General features: G+C 39.0%; 28 protein-coding genes. 14 read left to right on the top strand and 14 right to left on the bottom strand.

Features of this window, described 5'->3' with window-relative positions; genetic code table 11:
• Positions 1-14: 14 nt before the first annotated feature.
• The 14 genes from ACHBHN_RS00140 (at position 15) to ACHBHN_RS00075 (ending at position 11,590) form a co-directional block, all read left to right on the top strand.
• Positions 15-761, top strand: coding sequence for an esterase family protein (locus ACHBHN_RS00140; RefSeq protein WP_394733411.1), 747 nt, complete (start codon positions 15-17; stop codon positions 759-761).
• A 19-nt stretch (positions 762-780) separates the two neighbouring features.
• The gene (locus tag ACHBHN_RS00135; RefSeq protein WP_394733410.1) at positions 781-1,947 is read left to right on the top strand and encodes an acetyl-CoA carboxylase biotin carboxylase subunit family protein; all 1,167 of its coding nucleotides are present in this window, start codon (positions 781-783) and stop codon (positions 1,945-1,947) included.
• Positions 1,948-2,084: 137 nt separating this feature from the next.
• Positions 2,085-2,222: a hypothetical protein gene (locus ACHBHN_RS00130; protein ID WP_172015819.1), complete on the top strand. Its 138-nt coding sequence runs from the start codon at positions 2,085-2,087 to the stop codon at positions 2,220-2,222.
• A 12-nt stretch (positions 2,223-2,234) separates the two neighbouring features.
• Positions 2,235-2,969, top strand: a complete 735-nt coding sequence (locus tag ACHBHN_RS00125; protein WP_394733409.1) for a TraX family protein — start codon at positions 2,235-2,237, stop codon at positions 2,967-2,969.
• Positions 2,970-3,067: 98 nt separating this feature from the next.
• Complete coding sequence (locus ACHBHN_RS00120; RefSeq protein ID WP_105144602.1) at positions 3,068-3,208, top strand: hypothetical protein; 141 nt, start codon at positions 3,068-3,070, stop codon at positions 3,206-3,208.
• Between the two features lie 12 nt (positions 3,209-3,220).
• Complete coding sequence (locus ACHBHN_RS00115) at positions 3,221-3,610, top strand: NisI/SpaI family lantibiotic immunity lipoprotein (protein ID WP_105144601.1); 390 nt, start codon at positions 3,221-3,223, stop codon at positions 3,608-3,610.
• A gap of 8 nt (positions 3,611-3,618) precedes the next feature.
• The gene (locus ACHBHN_RS00110) at positions 3,619-4,371 is read left to right on the top strand and encodes an ABC transporter ATP-binding protein (protein WP_024410062.1); all 753 of its coding nucleotides are present in this window, start codon (positions 3,619-3,621) and stop codon (positions 4,369-4,371) included.
• Positions 4,372-6,342: an FtsX-like permease family protein gene (locus ACHBHN_RS00105; RefSeq protein ID WP_394733408.1), complete on the top strand. Its 1,971-nt coding sequence runs from the start codon at positions 4,372-4,374 to the stop codon at positions 6,340-6,342. It abuts the gene before it with no gap.
• Positions 6,343-6,432: 90 nt separating this feature from the next.
• Positions 6,433-6,672, top strand: a complete 240-nt coding sequence (relB, locus tag ACHBHN_RS00100) for a type II toxin-antitoxin system RelB family antitoxin (protein ID WP_024411326.1) — start codon at positions 6,433-6,435, stop codon at positions 6,670-6,672.
• A complete protein-coding gene (locus ACHBHN_RS00095; protein ID WP_024404678.1) occupies positions 6,662-6,919 on the top strand; it encodes a type II toxin-antitoxin system RelE/ParE family toxin in 258 nt (85 codons plus the stop codon). Before relB ends, ACHBHN_RS00095 begins: the two co-directional genes overlap by 11 nt.
• Before the next feature lie 38 nt (positions 6,920-6,957).
• A complete protein-coding gene (locus ACHBHN_RS00090; protein WP_024381849.1) occupies positions 6,958-7,626 on the top strand; it encodes a response regulator transcription factor in 669 nt (222 codons plus the stop codon).
• Entirely contained in the window at positions 7,623-8,564 is a 942-nt protein-coding gene (locus ACHBHN_RS00085) for a sensor histidine kinase (RefSeq protein ID WP_394731436.1), read from the top strand. Before ACHBHN_RS00090 ends, ACHBHN_RS00085 begins: the two co-directional genes overlap by 4 nt.
• 60 nt (positions 8,565-8,624) lie before the next feature.
• Positions 8,625-10,130 (top strand): phosphomannomutase/phosphoglucomutase, encoded by a 1,506-nt coding sequence (locus tag ACHBHN_RS00080; RefSeq protein ID WP_394731437.1) that lies wholly within the window; start codon positions 8,625-8,627, stop codon positions 10,128-10,130.
• Between the two features lie 167 nt (positions 10,131-10,297).
• Positions 10,298-11,590: a hypothetical protein gene (locus ACHBHN_RS00075; RefSeq protein WP_394731438.1), complete on the top strand. Its 1,293-nt coding sequence runs from the start codon at positions 10,298-10,300 to the stop codon at positions 11,588-11,590.
• A gap of 98 nt (positions 11,591-11,688) precedes the next feature.
• On the opposite strand, the gene ACHBHN_RS00070 is transcribed toward ACHBHN_RS00075, so the two are convergent.
• From ACHBHN_RS00070 to ACHBHN_RS00005, 14 genes are all read right to left on the bottom strand, one after another.
• Positions 11,689-12,312: a YitT family protein gene (locus tag ACHBHN_RS00070; RefSeq protein WP_105123301.1), complete on the bottom strand. Its 624-nt coding sequence runs from the start codon at positions 12,310-12,312 to the stop codon at positions 11,689-11,691.
• A 94-nt stretch (positions 12,313-12,406) separates the two neighbouring features.
• Positions 12,407-13,477, bottom strand: coding sequence for a tyrosine recombinase XerS (xerS, locus tag ACHBHN_RS00065; RefSeq protein ID WP_105110182.1), 1,071 nt, complete (start codon positions 13,475-13,477; stop codon positions 12,407-12,409).
• A gap of 399 nt (positions 13,478-13,876) precedes the next feature.
• The gene (locus ACHBHN_RS00060) at positions 13,877-15,742 is read right to left on the bottom strand and encodes a zinc-ribbon domain-containing protein (protein ID WP_394733407.1); all 1,866 of its coding nucleotides are present in this window, start codon (positions 15,740-15,742) and stop codon (positions 13,877-13,879) included.
• 9 nt (positions 15,743-15,751) lie between these two features.
• Entirely contained in the window at positions 15,752-16,486 is a 735-nt protein-coding gene (locus tag ACHBHN_RS00055; protein ID WP_394733406.1) for a hypothetical protein, read from the bottom strand.
• A gap of 3 nt (positions 16,487-16,489) precedes the next feature.
• Complete coding sequence (locus ACHBHN_RS00050; RefSeq protein WP_394733405.1) at positions 16,490-18,142, bottom strand: hypothetical protein; 1,653 nt, start codon at positions 18,140-18,142, stop codon at positions 16,490-16,492.
• The gene (locus ACHBHN_RS00045; protein ID WP_394733404.1) at positions 18,139-19,992 is read right to left on the bottom strand and encodes a hypothetical protein; all 1,854 of its coding nucleotides are present in this window, start codon (positions 19,990-19,992) and stop codon (positions 18,139-18,141) included. The genes ACHBHN_RS00050 and ACHBHN_RS00045 overlap by 4 nt, the downstream gene beginning before the upstream one ends.
• A complete protein-coding gene (locus ACHBHN_RS00040) occupies positions 19,992-21,257 on the bottom strand; it encodes a site-specific integrase (protein WP_394733403.1) in 1,266 nt (421 codons plus the stop codon). Before ACHBHN_RS00040 ends, ACHBHN_RS00045 begins: the two co-directional genes overlap by 1 nt.
• Before the next feature lie 33 nt (positions 21,258-21,290).
• Entirely contained in the window at positions 21,291-21,797 is a 507-nt protein-coding gene (locus ACHBHN_RS00035; RefSeq protein WP_105123306.1) for a hypothetical protein, read from the bottom strand.
• 457 nt (positions 21,798-22,254) lie between these two features.
• Positions 22,255-22,599, bottom strand: a complete 345-nt coding sequence (locus ACHBHN_RS00030; RefSeq protein ID WP_394733402.1) for a zinc ribbon domain-containing protein — start codon at positions 22,597-22,599, stop codon at positions 22,255-22,257.
• A 149-nt stretch (positions 22,600-22,748) separates the two neighbouring features.
• Positions 22,749-23,147 (bottom strand): hypothetical protein, encoded by a 399-nt coding sequence (locus ACHBHN_RS00025; RefSeq protein ID WP_394733401.1) that lies wholly within the window; start codon positions 23,145-23,147, stop codon positions 22,749-22,751.
• Between the two features lie 108 nt (positions 23,148-23,255).
• Positions 23,256-23,489, bottom strand: coding sequence for a hypothetical protein (locus tag ACHBHN_RS00020; RefSeq protein WP_394733400.1), 234 nt, complete (start codon positions 23,487-23,489; stop codon positions 23,256-23,258).
• A 57-nt stretch (positions 23,490-23,546) separates the two neighbouring features.
• Complete coding sequence (locus ACHBHN_RS00015; protein ID WP_394733399.1) at positions 23,547-24,206, bottom strand: PoNe immunity protein domain-containing protein; 660 nt, start codon at positions 24,204-24,206, stop codon at positions 23,547-23,549.
• Between the two features lie 180 nt (positions 24,207-24,386).
• A complete protein-coding gene (locus tag ACHBHN_RS00010) occupies positions 24,387-24,875 on the bottom strand; it encodes an immunity protein YezG family protein (RefSeq protein ID WP_394733398.1) in 489 nt (162 codons plus the stop codon).
• A 167-nt stretch (positions 24,876-25,042) separates the two neighbouring features.
• Entirely contained in the window at positions 25,043-25,375 is a 333-nt protein-coding gene (locus ACHBHN_RS00005) for an Imm59 family immunity protein (RefSeq protein ID WP_394733397.1), read from the bottom strand.
• Positions 25,376-25,671 lie beyond the last annotated feature (296 nt).

Here is a 25,671-nt window from a genome sequence, read left to right as displayed (position 1 = left end):
TTAGGAGAATGAATATGCATGTAGAATTTTTAAGTCATTGGTCAGGTAATCTTGGTCGAGAAATGAATGTGAACAGATATGGTCACGCGGGTATTCCAGTAGTTGTTTTTGCCTCTTCAGGCGGTTCGTACAATGAATACGCAGATTTTGGAATGATTGAAGCTTGTCGTGGCTCTATCGAGGCTGGTCATGTTCAATTTTTCACCCTAACCAGTCACGATAAGGAAAGTTGGTTGGCGGACTGGAAGTCTATTCATGATAAAGCTGAAGCTCACCGTGCCTATGAGCGTTATGTGATTGAAGAAGCGATTCCATTTATTAAACATAAAACTGGCTGGTTTGATGGTATGATGACAACTGGTTGCTCAATGGGGGCCTACCACGCGCTGAATTTCTTCCTCCAGCATCCAGATGTATTTACCAAAGTCATCGCGCTTTCAGGTATCTATGATGCTCGTTTCTTCAACAACAACCATGATTATGGTCATGATGATGCAGTTTATCAAAATTCACCAGCAGACTATATCTGGAACCAAAATGATGGTTGGTTTATCGACAAATACCGCCAAGCAGATATCATCGTCTGCACAGGATTGGGTGACTGGGAACAAGATGGTTTAGACTCTTTCTACAATCTGAAACGTGCATTTGAAGAGAAGAATATCCCAGCTTGGTTTGACACTTGGGGCACAGATGTGGCTCACGATTGGGTATGGTGGAGAAAGCAAATGCCATTCTTCCTTCACTCCATCGGACTATAAAAATTAGAAAGGACTGCCTATGAATTATCTCGTTATTTCCCCTTTTTATCCAGAAAATTTCCAACCATTTACCATTGAATTGGCTAAAAAAGAAGGCGTTACGGTTCTAGGTATCGGGCAAGAACCCTACGACCAACTGCCTGAGGAGCTCCGCCATGCCCTTACAGAATACTTCCGTGTGGAAGATTTGGAAAATATTGATGAAGTCAAGCGTGCAGCTGCCTTCTTGATATACAAGCACGGCCCTATTGACCGTGTGGAATCCCACAATGAGCATTGGCTTGAAAATGATGCGGCTCTCCGTGAACAATTTAATATCTTTGGAGCTAAGCCAAAACACCTGAAAAAGACTAAATTTAAGTCTGAGATGAAAAAATATTTCAAAAAAGCAGGTGTTCCAGTCGTTCCTGGTGTTGTTGTCAAAACAGAACGTGATTTTGGTAGAGCCTTGAAGAATGTTGGTTTCCCCATGATTGCTAAGCCAGATAATGGTGTTGGTGCATCTGGTACCTTCAAAATCGAGAATAAAGAAGATTTTGATCGATTTATTGAAAACTGGGATAGAACCACTGTCTATTTCTTTGAAAAATTCGTCAATTCAAGTATTATCACTACTTATGATGGTTTGTTAGACCATGACGGCAATGTTATTTTTGAAACAGGCTTGACCTATACTCACACACCGTTTGAGTTGATGCAAACCAAGAAGGACAATGCCTACTTTATCGAGAAAGAGCTGGATCCTAAGTTGGTGGAATATGGCAGAGCTATTATCAAGGCATTTGGTATGAGAGAACGTTTCTTCCATATTGAATTTTTCAAGGAAGGGGATGACTACATCGCCATTGAGTACAATAACCGTATGGCTGGTGGATTTACCGTAGAAGCCTATAACTACGCACATTCCATTGATTTGTTTAAGGATTATGCCAATGTCGTAACAGGTGGTACAGTAGAAGAACGTCGTTTTGAACCTCAATACTGCTTGGTAGCCACACGTCGTGATACAACAGACTATGTTCACTCAGCAGATGATATTCATCAGAGATTTGCTGATAAGATTAAGACAGTTAAACGAATGCCAGATGCTTTTGCAGAACTACAAGGAAATGATGCCTACCTCCTTGTGACAGAGAGCAAGGAAGAGTTGGATGACATGATTGCCTATATTGGTCTAACAAAATAAAACTAACTGTAAGACGCCAGAAATGGTGTCTTTTCATTTTCTTACAAAGCTGTAAGTTATCATATCAGAACTGTAAGGGAGCGAGGTAGTAATATTTTCTATAATAGACTCATAAGAAAACGAAAGAAGGGAATCATATGTCATTCAAATTTTTACAAGCAAAACACATTTTTGGTAAAACACAAGAAAGTAAACGACAAGAAAAACAGGAAAAACAAGCTGAATTACTATTCGAATTAGAACACGAACTCTTTCAACGTAACTGGATGTACTAGGAGGTTTAAGTGGTGAAATCGTACAATGCATATCAACTGAAACTCGCTATGGCTGGCATAATGGTTTTGGATCATCTGAAAATCATACCAGATTTTATCCCAGACCAACTTAGTATGGTCTTTCACATGGTCACTCGATGCGTCGCAGTCTTCTTTGCCTACATGTTGGTTGAAGGCTATCTTCATACGAGAAATGTCAAAAACTATCTTTTGCGACTATATGGTGCAGCAGGGCTGATGGCCACTGGAAATGTTTTGATAAACAGTCTTTACCAATCAAAAGATATTTACATCGGTAACAATATCTTTTTGACATTAGCTGTTGGTCTAACCATGTTGGTTTGTCTTAGAAATTTTGCTGAACACACTAGAAAGCAACAAATCCTTCAAGTCCTATCGGTTGGACTGTTGACCATCTTAGGTGCCTTTTTAACAGAAGGTGGCTATGTGGTCTTGCCCTTCATCCTCATCACCTATTTAGGTCGTAAGTCACTATTCAAACGCAACTTGTTCTACGGGTTATTTGCCCTATTCTTGCTATTTTTGTCCTATCAGCCTTATGAAAGTATTGAAATGACTGTCCAGATGATGCTCTACAATGCTGACTGGTTATTTATCTTGGTCTTGCCAATTCTAAGTCATTATAATGGACAAGCAGGGCCCCGGACAGCATTTTCACGCTATTTCTTTTACATTTTCTATCCGCTACACTTGTGGCTACTGGCAACCATTGCCTATTTTCTATAATCTTACAATCTTGTAAGTTTTAACGTCAGAACTGTAAGAGAATAGGTTGACTAAATCATCTATAATAAACTCATAAGAAACAGAAAGAAGGAAATCTCATGTCATTCAAATTTTTACAAGCAAAGAGAATAGAAGAAAAGGTATTCTCAGAAAAAGAGAAGATTGAACTCATGGAACAAGCTACATTCTTGGAAGAGCTAGACCATGATTTGCAAAGTATGCGATTTATGGCATACTAGAAGGAGGAAACGATGAGAAAGAAGATATTTGGCTTGCTGGCTTTGGGCAGTATAATGTTAGCTGCTTGTTCTTCCTCTTCAGCAGGCCTTAGCTTTGATGAGGGCTATCAAACTTTCCATTACAAGGGAAAAGACTATGCCGTTAGCAAACAGGAAGTTGCCGAAGATAGTATTCAAGGAACAGAAGTTAAGTTTATGGAATGGCCCGTTGTCAAAGAAGAGGGTTCAGTGAAAAAGACAGTGTCCTTGAATAATCTCTATGTAACATCCAGCAATGACTGGGCCATCGGTGTCCAGGATGGTTATTATAAGGTGGATTTAGAAGATAATATTGCTGAGTCAGACCGAATCGACTATCAAGCATTACTTGATGAAGTTGATTTATCCAAAGAAAACAATTAGGAGTTTGTATGTTATTAGAAATCAATCATTTAGAAAAAGTTTACCGTACGCGCTTTTCAAAAGAGGAAACTCGTGCCTTGCAAGATGTGGATTTTAAGGTAGAAGAGGGCGAGTTTATCGCTATCATGGGGGAAAGTGGTTCAGGTAAGACGACTTTGCTCAATATTCTAGCAACCTTGGACAAGCCAACTCGTGGCTCTGTTCTTTTGAACAATCAAGATATTACCAAAATCAAGGAGAGCGAGCTGGCCGATTTTCGCTTGCGTAATCTTGGCTTTGTCTTCCAAGATTTTAATCTCTTGGACACCCTGTCCATCCAAGACAATATCTTTTTACCTCTGGTATTGGCACGTACCAGCCATGAGGAAATGGAAAAACGTTTGAAAGCTTTAGCTCCAAAATTACGCATTCAAGATTTGCTGAAAAAACGTCCTTTTGAACTATCTGGTGGACAAAAGCAGCGCGTGGCCATTGCCCGTAGTTTGATTACCCAGCCGCAGATTGTCCTAGCAGATGAACCGACAGCTGCCCTTGACTATCGCAATTCGGAAGACTTGCTGAATTTGTTTGAAGACATCAACTTAGACGGGCAAACCATTCTCATGGTGACTCACTCAGCCAACGCAGCTAGTCATGCTAAGCGAGTACTCTTTATCAAGGACGGGCGGATTTTCCACCAATTGTACAAGGCAGGTAAGAGCAATCAAGACTTTGCCAAGGAAATTTCGCTCAATATGTCTGCACTTTTAGGGGGTGAGTAGATGTTTTACCTCAAACTTGCTGGGCAAAATATCCGAAAATCCATGGGTGTTTTTGCTCCCTTTGTTTTAGCTAGTCTTGTGCTATTTACTCTGATTTGTTCCATGTTCTTGCTCATGCTGAGTCCAGTTATGAAGACCATGGGCTCTGGTGCCGTTTCTATCGGTCTTGGTGTTGTTGTTCTGACCATTTTCTCGGTCATTATGGAGATTTATAGCTTTAATTTCCTGATGAAACAACGGGCGAGAGAATTTGGTCTCTATAACATGCTGGGGATGAACAAGAAAAAAGTAGCCTTGATAGCCAGCCTAGAATTGATGATGATATTCTTACTGGTTATGGTTCTTGGTTCTTTCTTAGCTGGTGTGTTTGCAAATGTTCTCTACTTGATTTTTGTCAATATAACACATTATAGTGATTTGCATTTTGGAATAGACCCTCTGGCCTTTGTCATGACCGCCTTTCTCTTTGCTGGTATCTTCTTTCTCTTGGAATTGCTAGCCATTCGGACCATTGGTAAGACCAGTCCACTGATTTTGTTCCGTGCCAGCGAGAAGGGGGAGAAGGAGCCAAAAGGCAATGTTCTTCTAGCTGCTCTTGGTGTAGTGGGACTGGGTATTGGATACTACCTATCACTTTCATCTAAAGCAGAAGGTGTAGCTCTTATCTTTCGGTTCTTTATCGCTGTGCTCTTTGTTATTGCGGGTACCTATCTGTTCTACATCAGTTTTATGACTTGGTATTTGAAGGCTCGTCGGAAAAACAAACGGTATTTCTATACGCCAGAGCATTTCATTACCACGTCGCAGATGATTTTCCGTATGAAACAGCATGCAACTGGTTTGGCAAATATTACCCTCTTAGCAGTCATGGCCTTTGTGACCATTGCAACAACGACTTCACTTTATACTGGCATGTCAAGCATGACAAGTGGTCTTTATCCAAAGGAAACATTTATTACCTACAAAGTTGCGGATAGAAGTCAGGGTGAAAGTGCCTATCAGCAATCGGTGCTCAGCCATTTTCCAGAAAAAGCGGAAGATAGTCTGTCCTACCTGACCTACCAAGCTGGTCTGGTCTATGACGGTGGGAAGGAGATTGTCATTAGTCCAGAGACTATTGCCAATCCAAACTTTAGCAAAATAGCCTTTACCTACTTCGTCACCCAAGATGATTTCCGGAAGTTGGGCAATGACCTGCCAGAGCTGGCTGCCAATCAAGTTGCCTTTATCCGTCCAAGTGAAATGCCGTTGCTAGAGAAAGTCACTTTGGGAGATAGTACTTTCGAGAATGTAGTAAATCTTGATACAGCTATTTTCCCTGATATTACTAATACGCTAATTGCCGCCGTCATGGTAGTCAGTGATGACACTGTATTGAATACTGTTCGTGAGTATTATGAGTCCAATAATCCGCAAGGCTATCAAGTCAGTCTGGACTACCGTGTCTTTACCGATTTGACGGATGAAGAGGTACTCTCTCTTGGAGAGCAATCTGGTGAAATATATGAAATTCTCGATGAAAATGGAGAATATCTTGGAAATGTTATGCAACGTACGGATTTCAACAATTCACTGATGGGCTTTACAGGCGGTTTCCTCTTTACAGGCTTCTTGTTGGGCATTAGTTTCCTACTGGGTGCAGCCTTGATTATCTACTACAAGCAGTACTCAGAAGGGCATGAGGACAAGAAATCCTACAAGATTTTACAAGAAGTGGGCATGAGTGCAGCAGCTGTCAAAAAGACCATCAACTCTCAAACACTTTTGGTCTTCTTTATGCCTTTGGTCATGGCAACTGTGCATTTTGTGGTATCCTTGGTCATGCTGAAGCAAATGCTACTGACCTTTGGGGTTACCTCATCTCTTATGATTTATACGGTCAGCGGAATTACTTTGCTTGCAGTTGCTCTGATTTACTTCGTCATTTACAAGTGGACTAGTCGCACCTATTATCGCATTATTGAACGGTAGAAGAAGTCTCGCTTATGCGGGATTTCTTGCTTTTTCAGGGAAGTGGTGTTACAATGGTAATACCAAATGAATACTAGAAAAGGTGAGAAAATGGCAGCTATTACATTGAAAGTTTCTGAGCAGGACAAGCTTTTTATGCAGGCTATGGCAAAGTTTGAAGGTGTCAGTTTGTCAGAACTCATTCGGACTAAAACCCTTGAAGCCCTTGAAGACGAATACGATGCGCGTGTGGCAGACCTTGCTTGGGCAGAATACCAAGAAGACTTGGCGAATGGCATTGAACCGATAACATTAGAACAAATGGCTGAGGAGTTGGGCATTGAGTTATAAGGTTATTTTGTCTGCTAAGGCTCAAAAGCAAATTCGAAAGATGGATAAAACGGCTGCAAGTTTGATTTTGCGGTATCTTTACAAGCATATTGACGGGTGCGACAATCCCAGACAATACGGAAAAGCCTTAACTGCCAATCGTTCAGGCCAATGGCGCTATCGTATCGGCAATTACAGGGTGATCGTCAGTATTGAAATCGACAAATTGATTTTGACAAGTCTAAAAATGAGAAATGGAAGTATATAGAAAGCCAAGACCTGTTTCCTGGCTTTTGCAGAATGAAGATGATGAAAAAAGAGAAGATTTATATTGTTGAAGATGATGAGATGATTGTCCAACTCTTGAAGCAGCATTTGGGAAAATCTTATCAGGTAGAAAGTGTGCAGAATTTCCGTGCTGTCAGTCAGGAAGTGGCAGAAATCAAACCAGACTTGGTGCTGATGGACATAAGCCTACCCTATTACAACGGTTTTTATTGGACGACAGAAATCCGTAAAACCATGACCATGCCCATTATCTTTATCTCCTCTAGCGATGATGAGATGAATGCGGTCATGGCTATGAACATGGGTGGCGATGATTTTGTATCCAAACCGTTTTCACTGGGAATTTTGGATGCCAAAATCGGTGCCTTCTTGCGTAGGGTCAATCAATTCAGCAAATCAACTGATTTGTCTATCGACCAATTCCAGCTTAGTTTAGACGGGCGATTTTCAAACGAATCGGAACAGGTTCAATTGTCACCTACGGAAACCAAGATTTTGTCCGCCTTGCTAGAAAGACAAGGGCAGATTGTTAGCAAGGAGGAACTCTTGGAAAAACTCTGGGAAAATGAAGAATTTATCGACCAGAATACACTCAATGTCAACATGACCAGATTGCGTAAGAAGGTGAGCGAGGTCGGTTTTGAACGTATTCATACGGTTCGTGGCGTGGGGTACCTGGTCAAATGATAGCAAAATTTATCCGAGAATACCGTAGTTTTTACATCTCCTACATTGTTCTGGCTACTAGTTTTATCTTGCTTTTCTTTCTCTATCAACTGCCCACCGAATTCTTGCAAAACGCTCTGCTATTGTCCCTAACCTTCTTAATCCTTCTGACTGCAGGGCTTTTCTGGAAGTTTCGCAACCGCATGAGAGCCTTGGAAGACTATGTCCATGAAGAAGCACTACCCCTGCTTAATAAGCCTGTGGACCTTGCCTATCTCAACTTGATTGAAGCGGAGAAGGAGGCGACGCGGGAGCAGCTTTTGGTCTATAAGTCACGAGAAGAAGACCTGCAAGCTATGGTTAAAATGTGGTCTCACCAAATGAAAGTGCCTCTGGCTGCCCTGTCTTTGATGAGCCAGACTGACAATCTCAACCAGCAGGATGTCGATCACCAGCTCTTACGCTTGGATAATTACATGGCAAATCTCCTCAACTACCTCAAACTGACCAACCATGCCAGCGATTTTCGCTTTGAGCAGGTGGAAGTGAGAGAAGTAGTGGTAGATTTGGTCAAAAAATACCGCAATCAGTTCTTGCAAAAGGACATTTCAGTGACCATCAATGGAAATTGGCTACTGAAAACCGACAGAAAGTGGCTTAGTTTTGCCCTGTCGCAAGTCTTAGACAATGCCCTGAAATATAACAAAACAGGTGGTTCAGTGACCATTGCCTTGGACAAGGGAATCACGATTTCTGATACAGGATTAGGCATTTTACCAGAGGATATTCCGCGCCTTTTTGACGAAGGTTTTACGGGCTATAATGGACGTGAACACCAGAAAGCCACTGGTTTTGGCCTCTATCTCACCAAGCGCGTCTTGCACCAGCTAGAATTAGATATTGATGTGGACAGTCAGGTTGAAGTTGGGACAAATGTGCGGATATTTAAATCAGATTAAGAGTTTGCAACCGCCTCCAAAAGTGCTATACTAAGGATAGTATTTCATTGGAGGTTTTTTATGTCTCATCATGTTTTGCAAAATGGATCCGACATTCGCGGGATTGCCATTGCTACTGACGAATATGCTGTTAAATTGACGCCCCAAGCAACCAAGGAAATTGTTAGAGGGTTGATTCATTGGCTGACCCAAAATCAGGAATTGTCCACTCTCTATAAAGAAGGAAAATTGACCATTGGTATTGGTCGTGATAGCCGTCTGAGCGGTCCAGATTTGGCAGATGCTTTTATCGAAGAAGCTGTTGGTCTGGGGGTTCAGGTGATTGACTTTGGTATGGCCACAACGCCAGCTCTCTTCATGAGCACCCAGTATCCGCAGTTTGCCTGCCACGCAGGGGTGATGATTACTGCCAGCCATCTGCCTTATTATTTTAATGGTCTCAAGATTTTTTCGCAAAATGGCGGAGCGGAACACGAGGATATTGACTATATCTTGTCGCATACAGAGGCATTCCCAGCCTTAAGTCTGGGAAGTCTGACCCATGCGGATCTGATTACGCCTTATGCCCAAGATTTGGTTGATAAAATTCGTACAGCCTGCGATGGTCAAGACAAGCCATTGACCGGACTCAATATCATCATCGATGCTGGAAATGGTGCAGGCGGTTTCTTTGCGGAAAAAGTTTTGGCCGAGCTGGGAGCTGATACAACGGGTTCACAGTTTTTAGAACCGAACGGCACCTTCCCTAATCATGTCCCAAATCCCGACAACAAAGAGGCCATGGAAAGTATTCGTCAAGCAGTACTTAAACAAGGTGCCGACTTAGGCATTATATTTGATACAGATGTGGACCGCGCTGCCTTGGTTACCAAGTCAGGACAAATTCTCAACCGTAACAATCTAATTGCTGTCTTGGCTCAAATTACCTTGTCCGAGCATCCGGGTACGAGTATTGTGACCAATTCCCCAACCTCAGAACACCTAAAAGATTTTATCGAAAGTCTGGGTGGCAAGCAAATTCGCTATATTTCAGGTTATCGTAATGTGATCAATCGCGCCATTGCTGCCAACCAAGCTGGTGTAGATTGTCAATTGGCTATCGAGACGTCAGGTCATGCAGCCTTTAAGGAAAATTATTTCTTGGATGATGGTACCTATGTGGCTGCCAAAATTCTCATGCTTCTGCCTCAGTTGCAAAAGGACGGCAAGTCCCTGGATGATTTGATTGCACAGCTGAAACAACCTTTAGAAACGCAGGAAGTGCGCTTTAAGTTGGAGGTTGAAGATTATCGCGCGCTAGGTGAGCAAGTCATTGCCGACTTGCAAGCGACATCCATTGCCGGTTTTATTTTCAATCCAGAGAATGAAGAAGGAGTGCGCTTTGATGTAACAGACCCTTATGGAGACGGCTGGTTCCTTCTCCGCATGAGTCTCCACGAACCGCTCCTGGTCCTTCAAATTGAAAACGACCAATCAGGTTATATGCCGAGCATTTTGAAACGTTTGTCTGAATTCTTGGACGGCTATCCAGCTGTTAATCAGACCAAATTAAAAGAATTAGCATAATTAGATGAAAGTCAGCCACTTGGTTGGCTTTTTGGTGTTTTTCTGGCTAGTTTTAAGCAGTTTTGAAAACATTTACAAGATTTTTTCTTAAATTTTCACACAAAATGCTTGACTTATCAATAATTAGTGATAAAATAGACTTACAGAAAGAAAGTGAGGTACTTAACATGACACTCGTTTCAAATCCTACTCAATTAATTAACGCTTTGGACAATAATGAAAAAGAAATTGTTATCACACGTACCATGACTTTTGCAAGTTCCATCTATCTTCCAGCTGGTATCGACATCAAAGGTCAAGCACAAGAAAATGGCGTTCTGCCAACTGTATTCTTTTCACATTCTGATGGTTTTATCTTGAAAGGTGATGCTAAGATTTCTGATTTAACAATCTCAGCTCTTCAAGATAAGAAAGCTATTTCACTTGTGCCACAACAAGTTCGTGACAACTTTGGTCAGATTTCACTTGAAAACTTGATCGTGGACGGTCAAATTTCAATGATTTTCCGTGCACCAACCATGACTGCACATGTCGACACACACAACGTCTTGGTTCGCAAAGCAGATACGCGCACCTACCTTGAGCAACCACAAAAATATGGCGTAAACGTCCTGCAAGGTGCTTATACCCTTTACAATTTTAACCCCGATGCTAACAGTAAGATTACAGCAGCTATCAGTGAATTGAACATCGGTCAAGACGGTCAACCTGTCATCGGATCTGGTGTCTTTATTTCAGGTTTCAATGATGCTGGTGGTCAAGTTGCGATGGATAAAATGGTCTTGGGTTCAGTTTATTCTACTGGTCTCCTTCCTCAAGGTGCGGCAGATTTCATCACCGGTGGTGTCTTTGTTGTCTATGGTGCCCATGTTCACGAATTGTATCAGCTCGGTAAAACCGTTACTTACGGCGTCAATGACATGGTCTTGGATGCTTGGGGAACTGTTGATAAATGGGTCGTAGAAGATGAAGTGATTTCCTACGGTCAATCTGGTGTTGGTTTCGTAAACTTCGGTAAAGTCAATGATTTCCAAGCGAAAAAAGCCATTTCTACCTACGGTGTCGGAGCTCGCGCCTACAATCAATACGATGGTACCTTGAAAGTCGGTCATTTTGCTGAAATCAATACCTACAATGACGGTGCTGTTGGTATTCAAATTTCCAAAGAAGTCGGTGAACTGCATATTGAAGGCGATATTACAACCCACGGTGGTGTTGGCCAATCTCTTGTAAAAGGTGTCAACGTGGATCTTCCAGCCCATGCCTTTTCTATCAAAGATGGCGGTTACCTTCATAAACTTCATGTCAAAGGCTCTATCCTTAGCCACGGTGATAATGTTACAACTGTCACTATGGAAGAAGGCGGTCGTTTAGACCAAGTCGCAGTGGATGGTAAAGTCGCTGCACTGGGCAACAATAGCAAAGCCTTCAGCGATGAAACTGTTGAAAAACGATTTTAAGAATGAAGCTAAACGAGACTAGGATTTCTTGGTCTCGTTTTTAGTAGTAAATTCCGATTAGAAAATTGGCATAGAAAAATGAGATTGGAAGTACAACCTCATTTTTTTCTTCTGAAAGCAAGTTGTTGCAAGAGCGAGATAATTGGTCCAGTGAAGAGCATGGCAATAATTGTTCCTTCGCGAATTCCTAGAAATGGATTACCAAAGAGGAAAGAGAGAAGAAGCGCTGTTACAACCATTCCAATATCACAGGCCAATTTGACGCTAGAAAATGGTTTATTGGTCACTTGGGCAATTGTTTTGGGCAACCCTTCGCCCGGCATGACAATCGTATCCGCATTGACCTCAACAATGACACCGATTGCCAAGATAAAGACAGAGATAATCAAGACAATCAACTGGACTGGATAAGATTTACTGGACAAGATTGGAGCGAGCAGACCGTAGAAAAAGTTAATAAACAAGCCAAACAAGGTTCCGGGTATTAACTGAATGAGGTAAGGAATTGCCTCGCTCATCTTCTTTGGACTAGCCAAGACGAGCTGAATAACAACTAGCAGGGCTAAGAAGAGCGCCGTGTTCAGACCGATGGATGAACCCATAGATTCTGAGACGACGTTGGGCACAGCAGCAATTGGCGACGTGCCGAGCAGGGATATTTTTGACATGGCAACAGCAATGGCCATGATTGTGATTCCAATAACAAATTTTACGATTTTCATAATTATATTTTAATACAATATCGACAAAAATCAAGCATTAACTCACTAATTAGTAGATTTGTTATTGACTTTTGCATAAAACAAATTATGTAAATCATAGTTTGTCCAATGCATTTTTTTGCTCATCATTGACAATATGGGTATACAAATCAGTAACTTGCGTATTGGCATGCCCCAGTTGATGGCTGACCAAGACCTGCGACTTGGTTGCATCATAGAGTCTGGTCGCAAGTGTGTGGCGGAGTTTGTGGGGCGTTACACGAATTTTGAAATCAGCCGAATACTTGGCAACCATTTTTTCAATAGAAGAGGCATCCATGCGATTGGGTATCCCACGATATTCGGAAAGAAAGAATGCGACGTCAGTCTTTTCTGCCTTGTAGCGTTGCTGCCGGATGGTCATATAGGCTTCCAGATAGGGCTTGGCAAAGCCAGCAATATTAACAGAATCCCGTTTACCACCTTTTCGAGTGACTTCGATAATCATCAATTTCAGATTAACATCCTTGAGGTCCAAATTGACGGCCTCAGACAGACGGACGCCAGAGGCCAAGAGCAGGGCAAGAATGGCTAAATCACGCTCCTTATTTTTTCGGAAAGAAGATTTTGCACGGTTGGAGAGTTTATTTTCGTATTCTGTGTCCACGTATTCCAGAAATTCCATGGTCTCGTCGCCCAAAAAGAGTTTCTGCTTGATATTTTCCGCCCGGGCAGCCAAGGTTTCTTTTTTCTTCTTGGTCGACACCTTTTTCATGACATTACGGTAGAAGTAGGGCTCACCCTGATCATTTTCCACTTCTTCGGTTAAATACTTGAAGAGACTAGAAAGTGCCGACAGAGTGCGGTTAATGGTGGTCTGCGACACACCATTCTGCGTGGTATTGGCGTTCAGCAAGGGGCGCTCCCGCAGATAAAGAATGAAGGCTTCCATATCTTTTTTGGTCAAATGTTCCAGAATATCCAACGGAATGTCAGCAATCCGTTCCACAGATACCAAATCTGAATCCTGTAACCACTCAAAAAAACGACGATATTCTTTGAGGTATTCATAAAGGGTTGTAAAACTATAGGGAACCGCCAACTTGGATTGGTAATAATCCAAGACATACCAAGGCATGATTTCTTTCAATTCCTCAATTTTTTCCAATAATAATTCACGACGCATGATGATTTCTCCGAGATATTTTATTTAAAATTAAGGATTGTATTTTGGAAGAATTCACAGCCTTCGCATTTATTTCGAAATTATAAAGTACATATTTTCGGCAAAAATTTTTTCTAGTTATCATACCAGTAGTATACCATAGTTTTATATAAGTTTCAAGAAAATTATAGTTTTTCGGAAAGATGTTATATAGATTGTCACCCTTATAACAAAAAAATTTTTTAGTGTACATTTTACCTCAAAAACCTGTATTTTACACGGTAAACTGACAATCGCCCATTTGTACATTTTTGCTCCTTTTCCTTGCATTTTACGTCTAAACTGGAAATTTTTCAAATGTACATTTTTCCCAATTTTTAAATCATAAAAACACGGCTCACCTTGATGCCGTGTATAACTTTATATAAACTTACTAAAAGGTACAAAATGCTCTCGTTTTCTTCGAAGGCCTTTGCAGATTATGCAAGGCTGTTTTGATCTTGTTTTGCATTTGATTCTATCTTGGATTGACATTTTATACCTGTGTTTATTATTTTCCTGACAAATCCACCAAACTCTAATTTTGCTATCAACTGTTAGGCTTTTGGGGTTTGGCATGAGGATATTGTTTAAGGCATCCCATTCGTTTTCTAGCTCAGGATGGTCTTTCAGAAAACTGTTAATTTTGCTGAATTCTTGAATTTCAGTGCAATTTGGACAGATATTTTCTAAATTTGGCTTCACCGAGCTCAGATAACGTTTTAAAACAACGTTTAATCGCTCTTCAAAATCATACTGGCAGGTATTACAATGCCATTGCATCATTCGTTTTTCTGTAACACTTGGGATGATTTGATTGGTCTTAAATTTGTTGTTTGAGTCCCACACTTTAGCCAATTCTGGATAAACATCCATTAAGGTATTATAGCCTTCTAACGGCTGTTCGTTGCTACAATATGGGCAACATAACTCTGTCTCTTTTCTAATTGGAATAGAGCATTGGTATTCACCTTGGCATTTTTTACATCTCCACCAATATTTCTGGGTTTCGATAAATGTCGTGGCTAACTGTACAGGTATTTGATTTCGGTCACTCCATTCTTCTAATAATGTCGGATAGTCTGAAAGAAAGTCGTTATTGAAAATTTCCTTTATCCAGTCACAGTTATTAGGGCAGGTTTGAAAGTTTTGATTTTCAATTGTCGTTCTAGAAACCATTTCTGAAGCACTACATTGAAAATCTATTTGGCAACAAGGACATCTCCAATTTAATAATCTTTTGTCATACTGCCAGTAGTCTTGTAATTCACCAGGATTATTTGAACTCCAAAAGTTAGCTAGATAAGGGTGTGTGACATTTAAGGAGTTAAAATCTTTTAGTAATTTGTAATCATTACAATATGGGCAAGAATGCTTATCTCTTTCATAGACACGGCAATAATAAACGCCCTTACAGGTTGAACAAGACCATTCAATTTCAAGGTCGGATAGTTTATCAACTTGGTAAACAGATATTGAGTTTTTATTTGACCATTCTTCTGCTAATTCAGGAGTAAGAAAAGTCAATGGTGCTACTTCTGTCTGTTTGTTAACCACATCTTTAAAAGTAGCATGACATGAATGACAATAAGAGCCAGAACGCATAATTCTTTTTAGCATTCCCTCTATAGGTAAATTATATTGATTGTTACACTTGTCACAACACCAATTTAATGGCACGGTGATATTATGGTTTAGTTTTAACTCCTCAAACGGAATTTCGTTTGTCTCATTGCAATATATTTTTGATAAGTTAGGATAAACCTCCTTGTAATAATAGCTACTTGAGAACTCATTACAATTCTTGTGATAGAGTTTTTTATCTTGATTTTGGAACAATCGAGAACTCATAGCATAATCACGCCAACTCCAGCGGCAGGTTGGACATGTGTAATTTAGTATCAATTTAGAAGCAAAAATTTCGCCTTGCAAACTTTCAAGTAATAGCTCTTTGTTTGCTCTAGAAAAATTTAGATAATTAACTATTTCAGGGAATACAGTTAAGATGCTGTTTTTATCTTTAACCAGAATTTTCCCCAATTGGCAGCACGGGCAAAAGTCTTTAGTTTTTTGACTTTGCAAATATGTCTGATACACACTTGCTTCCCAATTATGTTGACAATTAGGGCAAAGCCACCTAACTTGTTGCCGACTAGTTACTCTAGTTGTGGAGATATTCAAATAATTGTTGTAATCATAATCCCAAAAAACTAATAAGCTAGGCACATTTTTTATTACTTCAATCATATTATACTCCTAGTAATTTGTTCTATCATCTAGTAAACTTTTTATGCTGACTACTTTTTTGGCCATAGCAGGATTTTCTTCTTTACTTTTTACTTCCCCGCTAGAAAAGTCAATTATGCTGTCAGCAGTTAGAATATTTTCTTCAAGATAATCGGAAAAAATGATTCCTCCATCGTATTGCAGAAGCCCTTCTGCCTTTAATAATTCATTAGCTATTGCAGGGTAAACACTGGCTTGGATGAGGTCTCGAAGCGATTTATTTTCTTTTTGAAGCTCTTTTATATCACTTTTGATCTTCTCAATGGAGATTTTTTCTGAGTTTGAATTTTGAAACAATTTCCTTAACTCTTTAATCTGAGTTTTTAAACTTTCAACCTGATCTCTGTATGATAGGGCAGCTTCTGCAATCCTTTTGTAGTGTTGATTTAGCTCTATCAGAGCGGCTTTTATAGAGCTTGGAGTCCGATTAGTGCGCATGAAACTCTCGACATCTAAAGTCTTGTAGGTAATAACGGCTTGGTATTGTTCATCTACCTGCTCTTTTTTTCTAATATCTAAAGCTTTTCTAAATACTTTATTCCTTCTAATCGTTGTATCGGCAACTTGCGGAAAACCATTTTCTCTGATATAGTCTCCAAAATTTGGGATTTTAAAAAGTTTGATGTCATATAGACAGTGTTCAGCCAAGTATTGTTCGAAATACTCCACTAATTCCTCATCCATGATTGCCTTTAGTCGAGCCATAGATTACTCCTCGCTTTCCATCTGGTGTTTGTACATTAAATACTCTTGGTATGAGTAACTTACGTTTTTCAGGCGTAAAAGCGCCTCTCCCAAATCTTCAAAATGCCCCTTACCTTCTCTCACACGTTTAATAGCTTGGTCAACAATTAGAGCTTCTTGATCTACACTTTTCTTATGAGTTTTATCCATGGTGAAGTAGTCTTTTCCTGCTTTACGATAGAATGGACAGCTCGTGCAAGCTCCAAGTTCTGCATGACTACTTATGACTTTCAAACAGTCAGAATAGTCTCCTGAAGCAAATTTCGGGGAGTAACATCTTCCTTTATTATCTAACTGTACAAAGGTCTTACCCACGGTGTATTTATACTGTGTCTTGCTGATTTCGTAACAAGTTTGTGAGCTTGTCAATTTTCTGTATGCTTGATAGCTGCGGCACTCAATAAATTGACTGAGATTGGAAAAATAGTGAGAGGATGTTGCGACGTTATCATGGCCTGCAAGCATCATGGCCGTAACTGGGCTTGCACCTTCTGCAATGAGATTGATCATTGAGATATGTCTAGTATCTCCGATATGAATGAAGCCTATCTCTTTATCCTTTAACCTAGTCGGCGGGCTGATATGGTAGACTTGATACCCATATCTATCTGATATGACATCGTTAAAGAAATATCTTAGTATGGTGTTCAAATTTGTGTAGGTGAGAAAACGATTCCTAACTCCAGTTTTCTTATCCCATTTTTTGTAGTGTGGATCAGTTACAAAAAGTGTATCCAGTTTTGTTGAGGATGAATCCTTAGTGAGGTCAAGATAAGTTTGTATCTGTTGAGCGAGTCTGTCAGGTATTTCATAAGTTGTTAGGTAATAATCCTCAGAGATTTTGTGTGATACACTTTTTTCTTTCCCTTTGAGATTATTCCGTCTTAATGTTAGGAAATACTTACCGTTTTCTTCTGACAAGCAATTTCTTTGAGTCAATAGAAACTCTCTTGGCCTCAATGGCAATACCGCTGTAATCTGCCACCAGAGATACAATGGATAGTAAAATAGTCTGTCTTTATCAGAGATCCCGTCAGTCCAATACTGTTCAAGAATGTCGTTAAATATAAAATATGACTGAAATTGAGCAAGTTTTCTTTGTTGCTTGGGATTCGTTTGATAACTCACTGCCAAAACATTGTCTAACTGTTCAAGCAATAAACTAATGTTACTATCTTCCTCACAAGGCAAGCTAGAGAAGAAATCTATACAAAGTGATGGAGAGTGCAGTTTTATATCAAGCACATCAATTGTCACATCTTGTTTGGTTTCCTTGATAATTCGTTTAATATCACGTAAGAACTGCTGTAAAGTAGCTAGCACATGCTGTTCCATCGAAAGCACTATAAAGCATTTTAAATAATTTGTGAAATCGACTGAATCAATACCTAAAAGTGGTTCAAAGTAACGTCTGTACTGAAACGTATTAACGTTAAAAAAGAAACCAACATTGTCATACTCATTGGTTGTTTGCCATTTTAGTTCATAAAAATTCTCTGTCAGGATGATTCCTTGCTGAACATAGTCTTCAAAATATTCAATTGCTTGGTCTAATTTAATTTCGTCAAATGTAGTAAAATGGGTAACTGCCCGAAATAATTTAGCTTGATTGTTCATGCGATCAGCTCCTTAATAATTTCTTCGTAGTCATTCAATACATCCTCACCGTACTGTTCAGATATAGCCTGTAACATCTCGGTTAAACATGGTTTTAATTGTGACTCTAAAATAGCTTTGATTTTTCCTTTTTCTAAATCATTCTGCACCTCCAAATATTGCTTATTAAGTCGGTTAAATTCACCAATCAGTAATAGTAAGGTGGACTTGGTTTGGAGTTCAAAATCACATCCTACACAGTGTTGTCGCTCATCAAATGGGCAAATTCTACCAATAGCAGATAATAGACATAGACTCTCAGTCTGCTTAGAAAAGGCCTCATCGTTCCCAATACGATGGCAAACGGTAAGTAGTTGGTTCGCATTCAGATTATCTTTGACAACCGTTTGTAATGCTTTCTGGGCCTTGCTATCGGCACGGATACTTAGTTCTAGTGTTTTCTCTACTTCAGCAGGGGTTAAATCAAGCCCCTTAATCATCTGTGTCTGTTGACTGGGACTAAGTTCTTTGTACTTTCCTCTAGTTACAATGGTTAATAACATTGATGGTATCATAGATAGAACTCCTCTTTCAAAGAGTTCTTTAGCTACCATTTCTGGTTTCATCTGCCCTAGTTGGGCATCCTTCAAATAGCTAGAGGTGGTTTGAGCAAACTCGTCAAATGAACCTTTATGGCTTCTTGCTAATGCTGCCAATAAATATCCCTTGATGTTTAATTCACTTTTTTCTTTTAGTACATCATCTGCTAACATAGCCACTGCTTGTAAATAGGACTTGTTTGCAGATCTACTACTGAAATCTCTTTCTAAAAATAGATTGCCAATCTCTACTCCCATGTATCTAGTTATTTGCTCATAAGTATTGATTTTTCGAATCAAAGGGAGATTTTTCCCCTCTTTTTTAGAAAGTTGATAGTGGGCTTCGCAAATGGCAAGAAGGGTTCCAATAAGTACCTCGCAACTTTCAGGAACAATAAATTTAATTTGGCTAACATTTGACCTATTTTTCGTTTTATTGGGCGTAATATTGAGATAGGCTAGTCTTGTTGTGATGCTTAGAAGAGTTTTTCTGGCTTCGACACTACTCCATTTTCCTCTCTTTATTGCCTCAAGTACCTCTGCTGATGGTCTTGTAAGCTGAGGGTGGCCGAGCTGTTCCAAATCTGTTTGCCTTAATGCACAAATGTAGTGGAGAGCGAGGTAAAGCCAAGTGTCAGCAAAGTCTTTTGAGTGAGCAGCTTGTTGCCACATTTTATTTTCTTGAATGTACGTTTCGTTAAAGAGATAATACATCAGTTGTAAATAGTCATCGAGCTCATAGGCGCCGTTTTTATCATCCAGTGTGTAACGAGAAACCATCTCATACGATTTACGATATTTTGTTATTCGTTTTGAAAGTAACCAATTTGTGAAACGAATGATTTCATCGCCATGAGTTTTGATAAGTGCTTCAGTTGCTTTTTCTAACAGAGTTTCAAGTTGGCTATCACTGTATAGAAACAAGTCCCTCTTTAGATAATAGGCAAGAAAATCTTGAAGATAAAATAGGCTTGATTTATCAAGTTTATTCTCCTCTGAATATTTTATGAAGTATTCATGTGTAGTTGGAAATCGTTGCTCCAAGATGCTTGAGACCGCTCTAACGCCTGCTGGTTTTAGCAAATAATTCCGAACTCTCAATGTGATAAACTCTGCATCATTATCGGAGACCGAAAGATTACCCAAATCAACAGAAATGCCAAACCAATCATTATCAAGTAGGAATTGACTTACCTTTTCTCTAGCTTTATCATTATTACAGTTTAGTTCTGTAAGTAACTGTTCCAAATGTCTTCTGATATTTACCGCCACTACTCTCCTCCTCTTCCGAATAAATCATCGGCCCGCCAATTGAGATAGTCAAAGACGCCATTATTAACCTGGCCATACTGTTTGGCAATCTCACCCTTGTTTTGGAGATAAACCCAGGCACTTTCAGGGGACTTATCGCCCCTGGCTGACATGAGTTCACTAATCTCATTGACTCCAGACAAGACTAACTGCGTAGTGTACCAGTGTCTGAAAATATGAGGGGAAATATTGTGCTCCTGTAAGAGATGGCCAAAGAACACCACTTCTTCATCATCCGCATTCAAGAAAATTGGTATCATCTCTTCTCGAATAATCTTTCGGAAACGCTGATAATAGACATCATAAGTCAAAGCCTTCCCTTGCTTGTTCAAATTCAGTGGTCCGTAGTCCTTCTCATACTTCTGACCTTCTAGATACGCCATATAATCATTGTAGGTGTCCACAAATACTTCTAGAAAGATATATGGGACTGCTTGCATCCGCTCCTTCTTGATGCGTCCTGTGGGTTTTAAATCACTTCTAAGAGGGATTTCTTTTCTCAAGTCTATTTCTACTTTGAAAGTTTCGCCGTAGCTTTGGTGGAAGAGAATACCTGGTCCTAACGGACTATCTTCTCTTCTCACATTACAAGCCTCAGATGGTCGCAAACCAACAAACGCCCCTAGTGCAACTACCATGAGTATGTCTTTGTGATTTTTGGCGATATGAGCAAAAAGCATTTCAAAGGCAGCATTTGGCATGTCACGAAAGATCACTTGTTCAGTGTTGCTATCGTCATAAAACACCTCAAAACTCGGCTCCTTACGCTTGATTAACCTCCCTCGCTTATTTGTAAAGGAGGTAGTCGTATAGAGCTCCTTGGATGTCAGCTTAGCCTTCCCTTTTCGTTCATTAAGATAGAGTGTTAAAAAATCAAGTACGGTATTTACACAAATCTCCACTGTACTTTTCTTTCTGTGCTTGGTATCGCCAGGCAAGGTTCCTAGGCCATAATGCAACAAAAATTCCTGGACCATCTCTAGGGTTAATTGGTCTAAGTTACGAATACCACATACAGGAAAAACGTAATTGAGGAACTTGATGACATAGGTAAAGCGTTTGTTTCCATCATCTGAGATTGATTTAATCTTGGCTGAGGATTTGACATATCGGTGGAAATTAGTAAACTGTAAGCTGCCATCATCTTGCTTTAGAGCAATAAACTGCTTTGTCACAATACGGTTATCGCCTAAGATAAGAGAGTGCGTATAACAGACAAATTTCATACGGTCTCCTTTCAAACTTTCCTAGACAATATACTAAAGAACTAGATTTAGTACTTTTATTTCTGCATCGACTTTCATCAATAAGAGCCTATCTATTGCCTGCATCACTTCTTTGTGTTTCTGATATGGGTGGATTCTCAACAACATTGTGACAATCCCTTGATTGTAGGCGATAATCTTAGCCCGATTCTCCTTGATAACGGTTATATCAAAGTGATAATTCGCTTTGGCGTGATAAATGACTTCTTCGAAATATTCTTTGGCGTGTTCTAAGACAATCTCACAAAACGTATCCACACTGAGTATTCCCGCCTGTGGCGTTACCTCCGAATGGGATTTATCATCCCTGGCATATTCGAGGCTCATCATTATATTGACAAAGTTATCTCGAAATTCTCGAATTCCTGAACTTGAAAATTCATATAATTCAGGGACTGAGAATTGGCTTAGCTCCCTCATAATCTCTCGAACCAGCTTCTTAGCTCTTAATTGGTCTTCCATGCTTGATTCGTAGTTGTGTAAGTCGTTCATATTTTCCATTGCATTCACTTCCCTTTCGTAGTATCTGCTTGTTTTTTGTCACTCTTGTTAATTCCTACTGTGTATCAATGACATAAACACAAAAAAACGACCAGATGAACATGTCTTTCTAATTGCAGAGCACTACAATTAGAAAACATAGACACGTTCATACATTGATCGTTCTTGTATTATCTTTTGATTGAATAACAAAAGTAAACCTTATTCAAAGTAAACGTGAGCTATGTGATAGCTAGTAATAAAACGGCATCATAGTTTGGTTGAAACCAACTATGAATTGGTTAACCTCCCTCATTGCTTTATATACTTAGTTCTTTTACTTAGTTTTACTTTACTTTTGTTTTTTTACTTATTTTTGGTATTATATCACATTTGTGGTAAAAATGCAATTTTAAAGAGTGAGTCGTTGAGTAGCTCTTGAAAACAGGTAACTGTTATCTCTAAAGTAATACATCCATTATAAACTGGTCCCACATTCGACGCAGAACATAGCTTCTTCAGGTAGTGTTGTTCCGCAATTTGTACAGAACTTTGCACTACCTAGCTGAACATTATTATCATCAAGTTGATTTTGTGGAGTACTAAAAATGACTGTTTCGGTATCTAATGATTCAGTGATACCTTCACTAGAGTTTTTTAAATTTACCCCACAATGAGGGCAGAAAGCCAGTCCTTTTTCTATGAATTGATGACAGGACGGACACTGATCCGTTTTCAAGGATTTGTCCACAGAATAGGATTGAATACTCTCCTCTACATAAGTAATCTGAGACAATATAATCTGCCCCTTCTGGTATCTCATATAATAATTTTCTAATGTACTCTTCTTTCATATTTTTATCCTTATTTATATATATACTGTTCGTTTGTGATTGACATCTGTTCTGCTTATATCTAACCAATAAGATTGATCTGACAAAAATCGATATTTTTTAACTTCCAATGACATAACTATTCTCCCAAATACTTAATTTTTATTGAACTTATATTTACTTCATCATTATCATTAATAGGATTTGTTTTCTCCAAAGAAGCAAATTCATCAATAGGATCTAATCCAATAGAACCAGTATTTTTATCAAATTTTATTAAACTAGATGTAGAATATACAGTACCCAAATTGTCATTATTATTAATTTTTATGCTTAACATATATGTTCCAGTTGCTTCGTTTTTCCCAAAGTTTGTAAATTCCACCGATTCTATCTCATACCCCCTAGCAATCCATTTAACCACATTATCCTGTTGCTCTCTGGTCAATGTTTCTTTCTGCGAAGTCATGCCACACCCTCCTAAAATTAAAATCGTTATTATTGCTAAAATACCTATAAATAATCGATACTTTTTCATCTTACTGCTTTCCTTTCAGTTTATTACGAAACAATGAGTACAAGGTCACTGTAATTCCTAAGACGATTACTAGAAGCGTTTGTAAAGATAATCCAGTTTTTTTCTCGATCAGGGACACTCCATAGCTATCATTGCGATGAACCATCGTCTTAGGAGTAAACAATCTTTCTCTGGTGGGAACAACTGCCTCAAATTATCAGCCAATTGTCCACCTCCCTGCAAACTATCTCGGAAGTTCTGTGCCAGAACCTCATCTTGTTCCAGCCATTGATTCATGAGGTGGAAAACCTCACCATTGGCTCGACTGTACAAATCACCAACCTCATTGACCTTGTTTAGCATCTTATGGTGATCTTTTGGAAAAATAGCAGAGCTGAAAACTAGCTCTGCTAATTACTGCTACTTCTGCACCAACAAATCATAAGGGAAATAATCTAAATTTTTCAATCGTTCATCAAAAATACCTTTGATTTTACAAGTTGCCGCCGTATCAAAAGCCCAGTAACCATAGTAACCACGATTGTCATAATGATGTGTCTCATACCAAGGTGCATCTGAATGTTCATAATACCAAAAACCTTGGGCTTTTTGAACACTGTCAAAATCATCACCAATCATATTCTGATACTCTAAAACTGAACGATATGGGACAATTTTGTCATGAAACAGATAAGCCATATAGTACTCAATCACACCATCGGTATGTGTTAATTGGTCATAAATTGATTTTAATACATCAATAAACTCTTCCTTACGCTCACTATAAAGGACTCCCAAAGCAAATATATCAACTGCTCTATAAAATGGTACCCCCTCATTAGCAACCTGGTCCAAATAAATTAATGCACCTTTATAATAATCAAATAGATTATCAATCTCAACTCCAATGGAGTAGCCGATTTTGAAGAGGGTTTCATATTCTCTAACTAAGTCACGAAAATGATCCTTCAAATATTCTTTCTTTACATTAGGAGTTAATGAAATATCTTCCTCTAGGTTTAATTGATAGAATTGTTGCAATCGGTAAAAATAATCCTCATTTTTCTTTTTATCTCTCATTTATTTAATCTCCTTTCACGGACGTATAATATTCCCATCAATATCCAAATTATCAATACTGATGTGACCATTTTTCTTTATTTTAACCAACTGTGTTCCTAAATTGCCTTGCTTAATCTCTTTCGTCTCATCAAAGATAAACTCAGGACTGGAAAATATCCAGCACTGAAAGCCATTCCTTTAATTATTATATTTCTTTTGAAATTCTTCCATTTCATCAAATAATTTTTGTTCACTTTCATTCTTTGGAAAATAAGCTAAATTTTGATACATGAAATAATAAAGTGTATCACTTGGTCCAAATTTAGATTCTGTCCATGGCGTATAGTCAAAAGTAAGAGACATTTTCCCGCCTAATAAACTTATGGTTGCATTAGACCAAACTTCCAACTCATTTTTCGAAAAGATATTCCATAATTCTTTACAAAGCCCAAATTGTTCTCTGTACTGTTGTGTAAATGTTTTTTTCGAATAATTAAATTCATCAGGAATTTGAACGCTATAATGATAGTCACTCTCACCTTCTTCTTTAAAAAAGAAGTAAACTGTGCCACCGCCTTCTGCCATTTCCAAATGAACAAAAAGACTGTTCCAGTTAGTCGGAATACTCTCATTAATTTTATCCAATAATTCCTTAACTTTATTTTGAATTTGTGTTTCAATAGACATTTTAACCTCCTGCTTGATGGTAGAGGTCGTCATTACCCATGAAGATGGTATCGCGAACGGGGTTCCATTGGTCGTTTGTGTTCTGGTTTGTAGAGAAGTGATATTGTCGAATTTGATTATATATCCCATAATTGCGGAAAGTAGAGCGAAAACTCGCTAGGATGATTCTAATAAATATTATCATCAGACCATAATGGGTGAAGATAATTAACGGGCATGCCTTCTTTTGTATAATATTTATTTATTTTGATAATATCTGCTAAAAAATCTATGAAAGCGGTTTTTGCTTCTTCAAATGTCGGGTAGGCATGTTTTCCATTGTAACTTCCTCTATCCATAGTTCCGTATACAAAATATATCTGTTGTTTCCCGTTAAACTCAATCACTACCTCCCACTCTCCTGGATACTCTTCCGGAAAAATAGAATATCTCAAACTCTCATAGCCAAGTTTATGGATTTCTTCCAACAATTTTTGTTTCTGTTCTTCTAAAATTTCCATTTACTTTATCTCCTTTATTAACCCCATCTTCTCATACCAATTAACCGATGTCCCAAATTTAATTTGAGTGCCTCCCCCTGCTCCAAAGACAATATCAATTGTCCCTTTTTGAGAATTAGCCATATCCGCCAGAGTAAAGCCATTGTAAAGTGGCTAATCTATTGAACCATCTGCCTTCAAGTATAAGCAATATCTAACTGGCGTTAACTGACCAGTTGCATGGTATAGTTTGTCATTTCCCATGAAGAGGGTATCTCGGATGGGGTTGATGGCTAAGGTTTTACCATCACCTTTAT

The sequence above is a fragment of the Streptococcus sp. A22 genome (assembly GCF_043674215.1).
Classification (GTDB): domain Bacteria; phylum Bacillota; class Bacilli; order Lactobacillales; family Streptococcaceae; genus Streptococcus; species Streptococcus suis_V.
The sequence above is the reverse complement of the archived record's forward strand: the minus strand, read 5'-3'. Positions and strand labels throughout refer to the sequence as shown.

Bases quoted from the DNA above. Each gene is read 5' to 3' on its own strand.
- ACHBHN_RS00140 (WP_394733411.1), top strand. From the start codon at position 15: ATGCATGTAGAATTTTTAAGTCATTGGTCAGGTAATCTTGGTCGAGAA.
- ACHBHN_RS00135 (WP_394733410.1), top strand. From the start codon at position 781: ATGAATTATCTCGTTATTTCCCCTTTTTATCCAGAAAATTTCCAACCA.
- ACHBHN_RS00130 (WP_172015819.1), top strand. From the start codon at position 2,085: ATGTCATTCAAATTTTTACAAGCAAAACACATTTTTGGTAAAACACAA.
- ACHBHN_RS00120 (WP_105144602.1), top strand. From the start codon at position 3,068: ATGTCATTCAAATTTTTACAAGCAAAGAGAATAGAAGAAAAGGTATTC.
- ACHBHN_RS00115 (WP_105144601.1), top strand. From the start codon at position 3,221: ATGAGAAAGAAGATATTTGGCTTGCTGGCTTTGGGCAGTATAATGTTA.
- ACHBHN_RS00110 (WP_024410062.1), top strand. From the start codon at position 3,619: ATGTTATTAGAAATCAATCATTTAGAAAAAGTTTACCGTACGCGCTTT.
- ACHBHN_RS00105 (WP_394733408.1), top strand. From the start codon at position 4,372: ATGTTTTACCTCAAACTTGCTGGGCAAAATATCCGAAAATCCATGGGT.
- relB (WP_024411326.1), top strand. From the start codon at position 6,433: ATGGCAGCTATTACATTGAAAGTTTCTGAGCAGGACAAGCTTTTTATG.
- ACHBHN_RS00090 (WP_024381849.1), top strand. From the start codon at position 6,958: ATGATGAAAAAAGAGAAGATTTATATTGTTGAAGATGATGAGATGATT.
- ACHBHN_RS00085 (WP_394731436.1), top strand. From the start codon at position 7,623: ATGATAGCAAAATTTATCCGAGAATACCGTAGTTTTTACATCTCCTAC.
- ACHBHN_RS00080 (WP_394731437.1), top strand. From the start codon at position 8,625: ATGTCTCATCATGTTTTGCAAAATGGATCCGACATTCGCGGGATTGCC.
- ACHBHN_RS00075 (WP_394731438.1), top strand. From the start codon at position 10,298: ATGACACTCGTTTCAAATCCTACTCAATTAATTAACGCTTTGGACAAT.
- ACHBHN_RS00070 (WP_105123301.1), bottom strand. From the start codon at position 12,312: ATGAAAATCGTAAAATTTGTTATTGGAATCACAATCATGGCCATTGCT.
- xerS (WP_105110182.1), bottom strand. From the start codon at position 13,477: ATGCGTCGTGAATTATTATTGGAAAAAATTGAGGAATTGAAAGAAATC.
- ACHBHN_RS00060 (WP_394733407.1), bottom strand. From the start codon at position 15,742: ATGATTGAAGTAATAAAAAATGTGCCTAGCTTATTAGTTTTTTGGGAT.
- ACHBHN_RS00055 (WP_394733406.1), bottom strand. From the start codon at position 16,486: ATGGCTCGACTAAAGGCAATCATGGATGAGGAATTAGTGGAGTATTTC.
- ACHBHN_RS00050 (WP_394733405.1), bottom strand. From the start codon at position 18,142: ATGAACAATCAAGCTAAATTATTTCGGGCAGTTACCCATTTTACTACA.
- ACHBHN_RS00040 (WP_394733403.1), bottom strand. From the start codon at position 21,257: ATGAAATTTGTCTGTTATACGCACTCTCTTATCTTAGGCGATAACCGT.
- ACHBHN_RS00035 (WP_105123306.1), bottom strand. From the start codon at position 21,797: ATGGAAAATATGAACGACTTACACAACTACGAATCAAGCATGGAAGAC.
- ACHBHN_RS00030 (WP_394733402.1), bottom strand. From the start codon at position 22,599: ATGAGATACCAGAAGGGGCAGATTATATTGTCTCAGATTACTTATGTA.
- ACHBHN_RS00025 (WP_394733401.1), bottom strand. From the start codon at position 23,147: ATGAAAAAGTATCGATTATTTATAGGTATTTTAGCAATAATAACGATT.
- ACHBHN_RS00020 (WP_394733400.1), bottom strand. From the start codon at position 23,489: ATGCTAAACAAGGTCAATGAGGTTGGTGATTTGTACAGTCGAGCCAAT.
- ACHBHN_RS00015 (WP_394733399.1), bottom strand. From the start codon at position 24,206: ATGAGAGATAAAAAGAAAAATGAGGATTATTTTTACCGATTGCAACAA.
- ACHBHN_RS00010 (WP_394733398.1), bottom strand. From the start codon at position 24,875: ATGTCTATTGAAACACAAATTCAAAATAAAGTTAAGGAATTATTGGAT.
- ACHBHN_RS00005 (WP_394733397.1), bottom strand. From the start codon at position 25,375: ATGGAAATTTTAGAAGAACAGAAACAAAAATTGTTGGAAGAAATCCAT.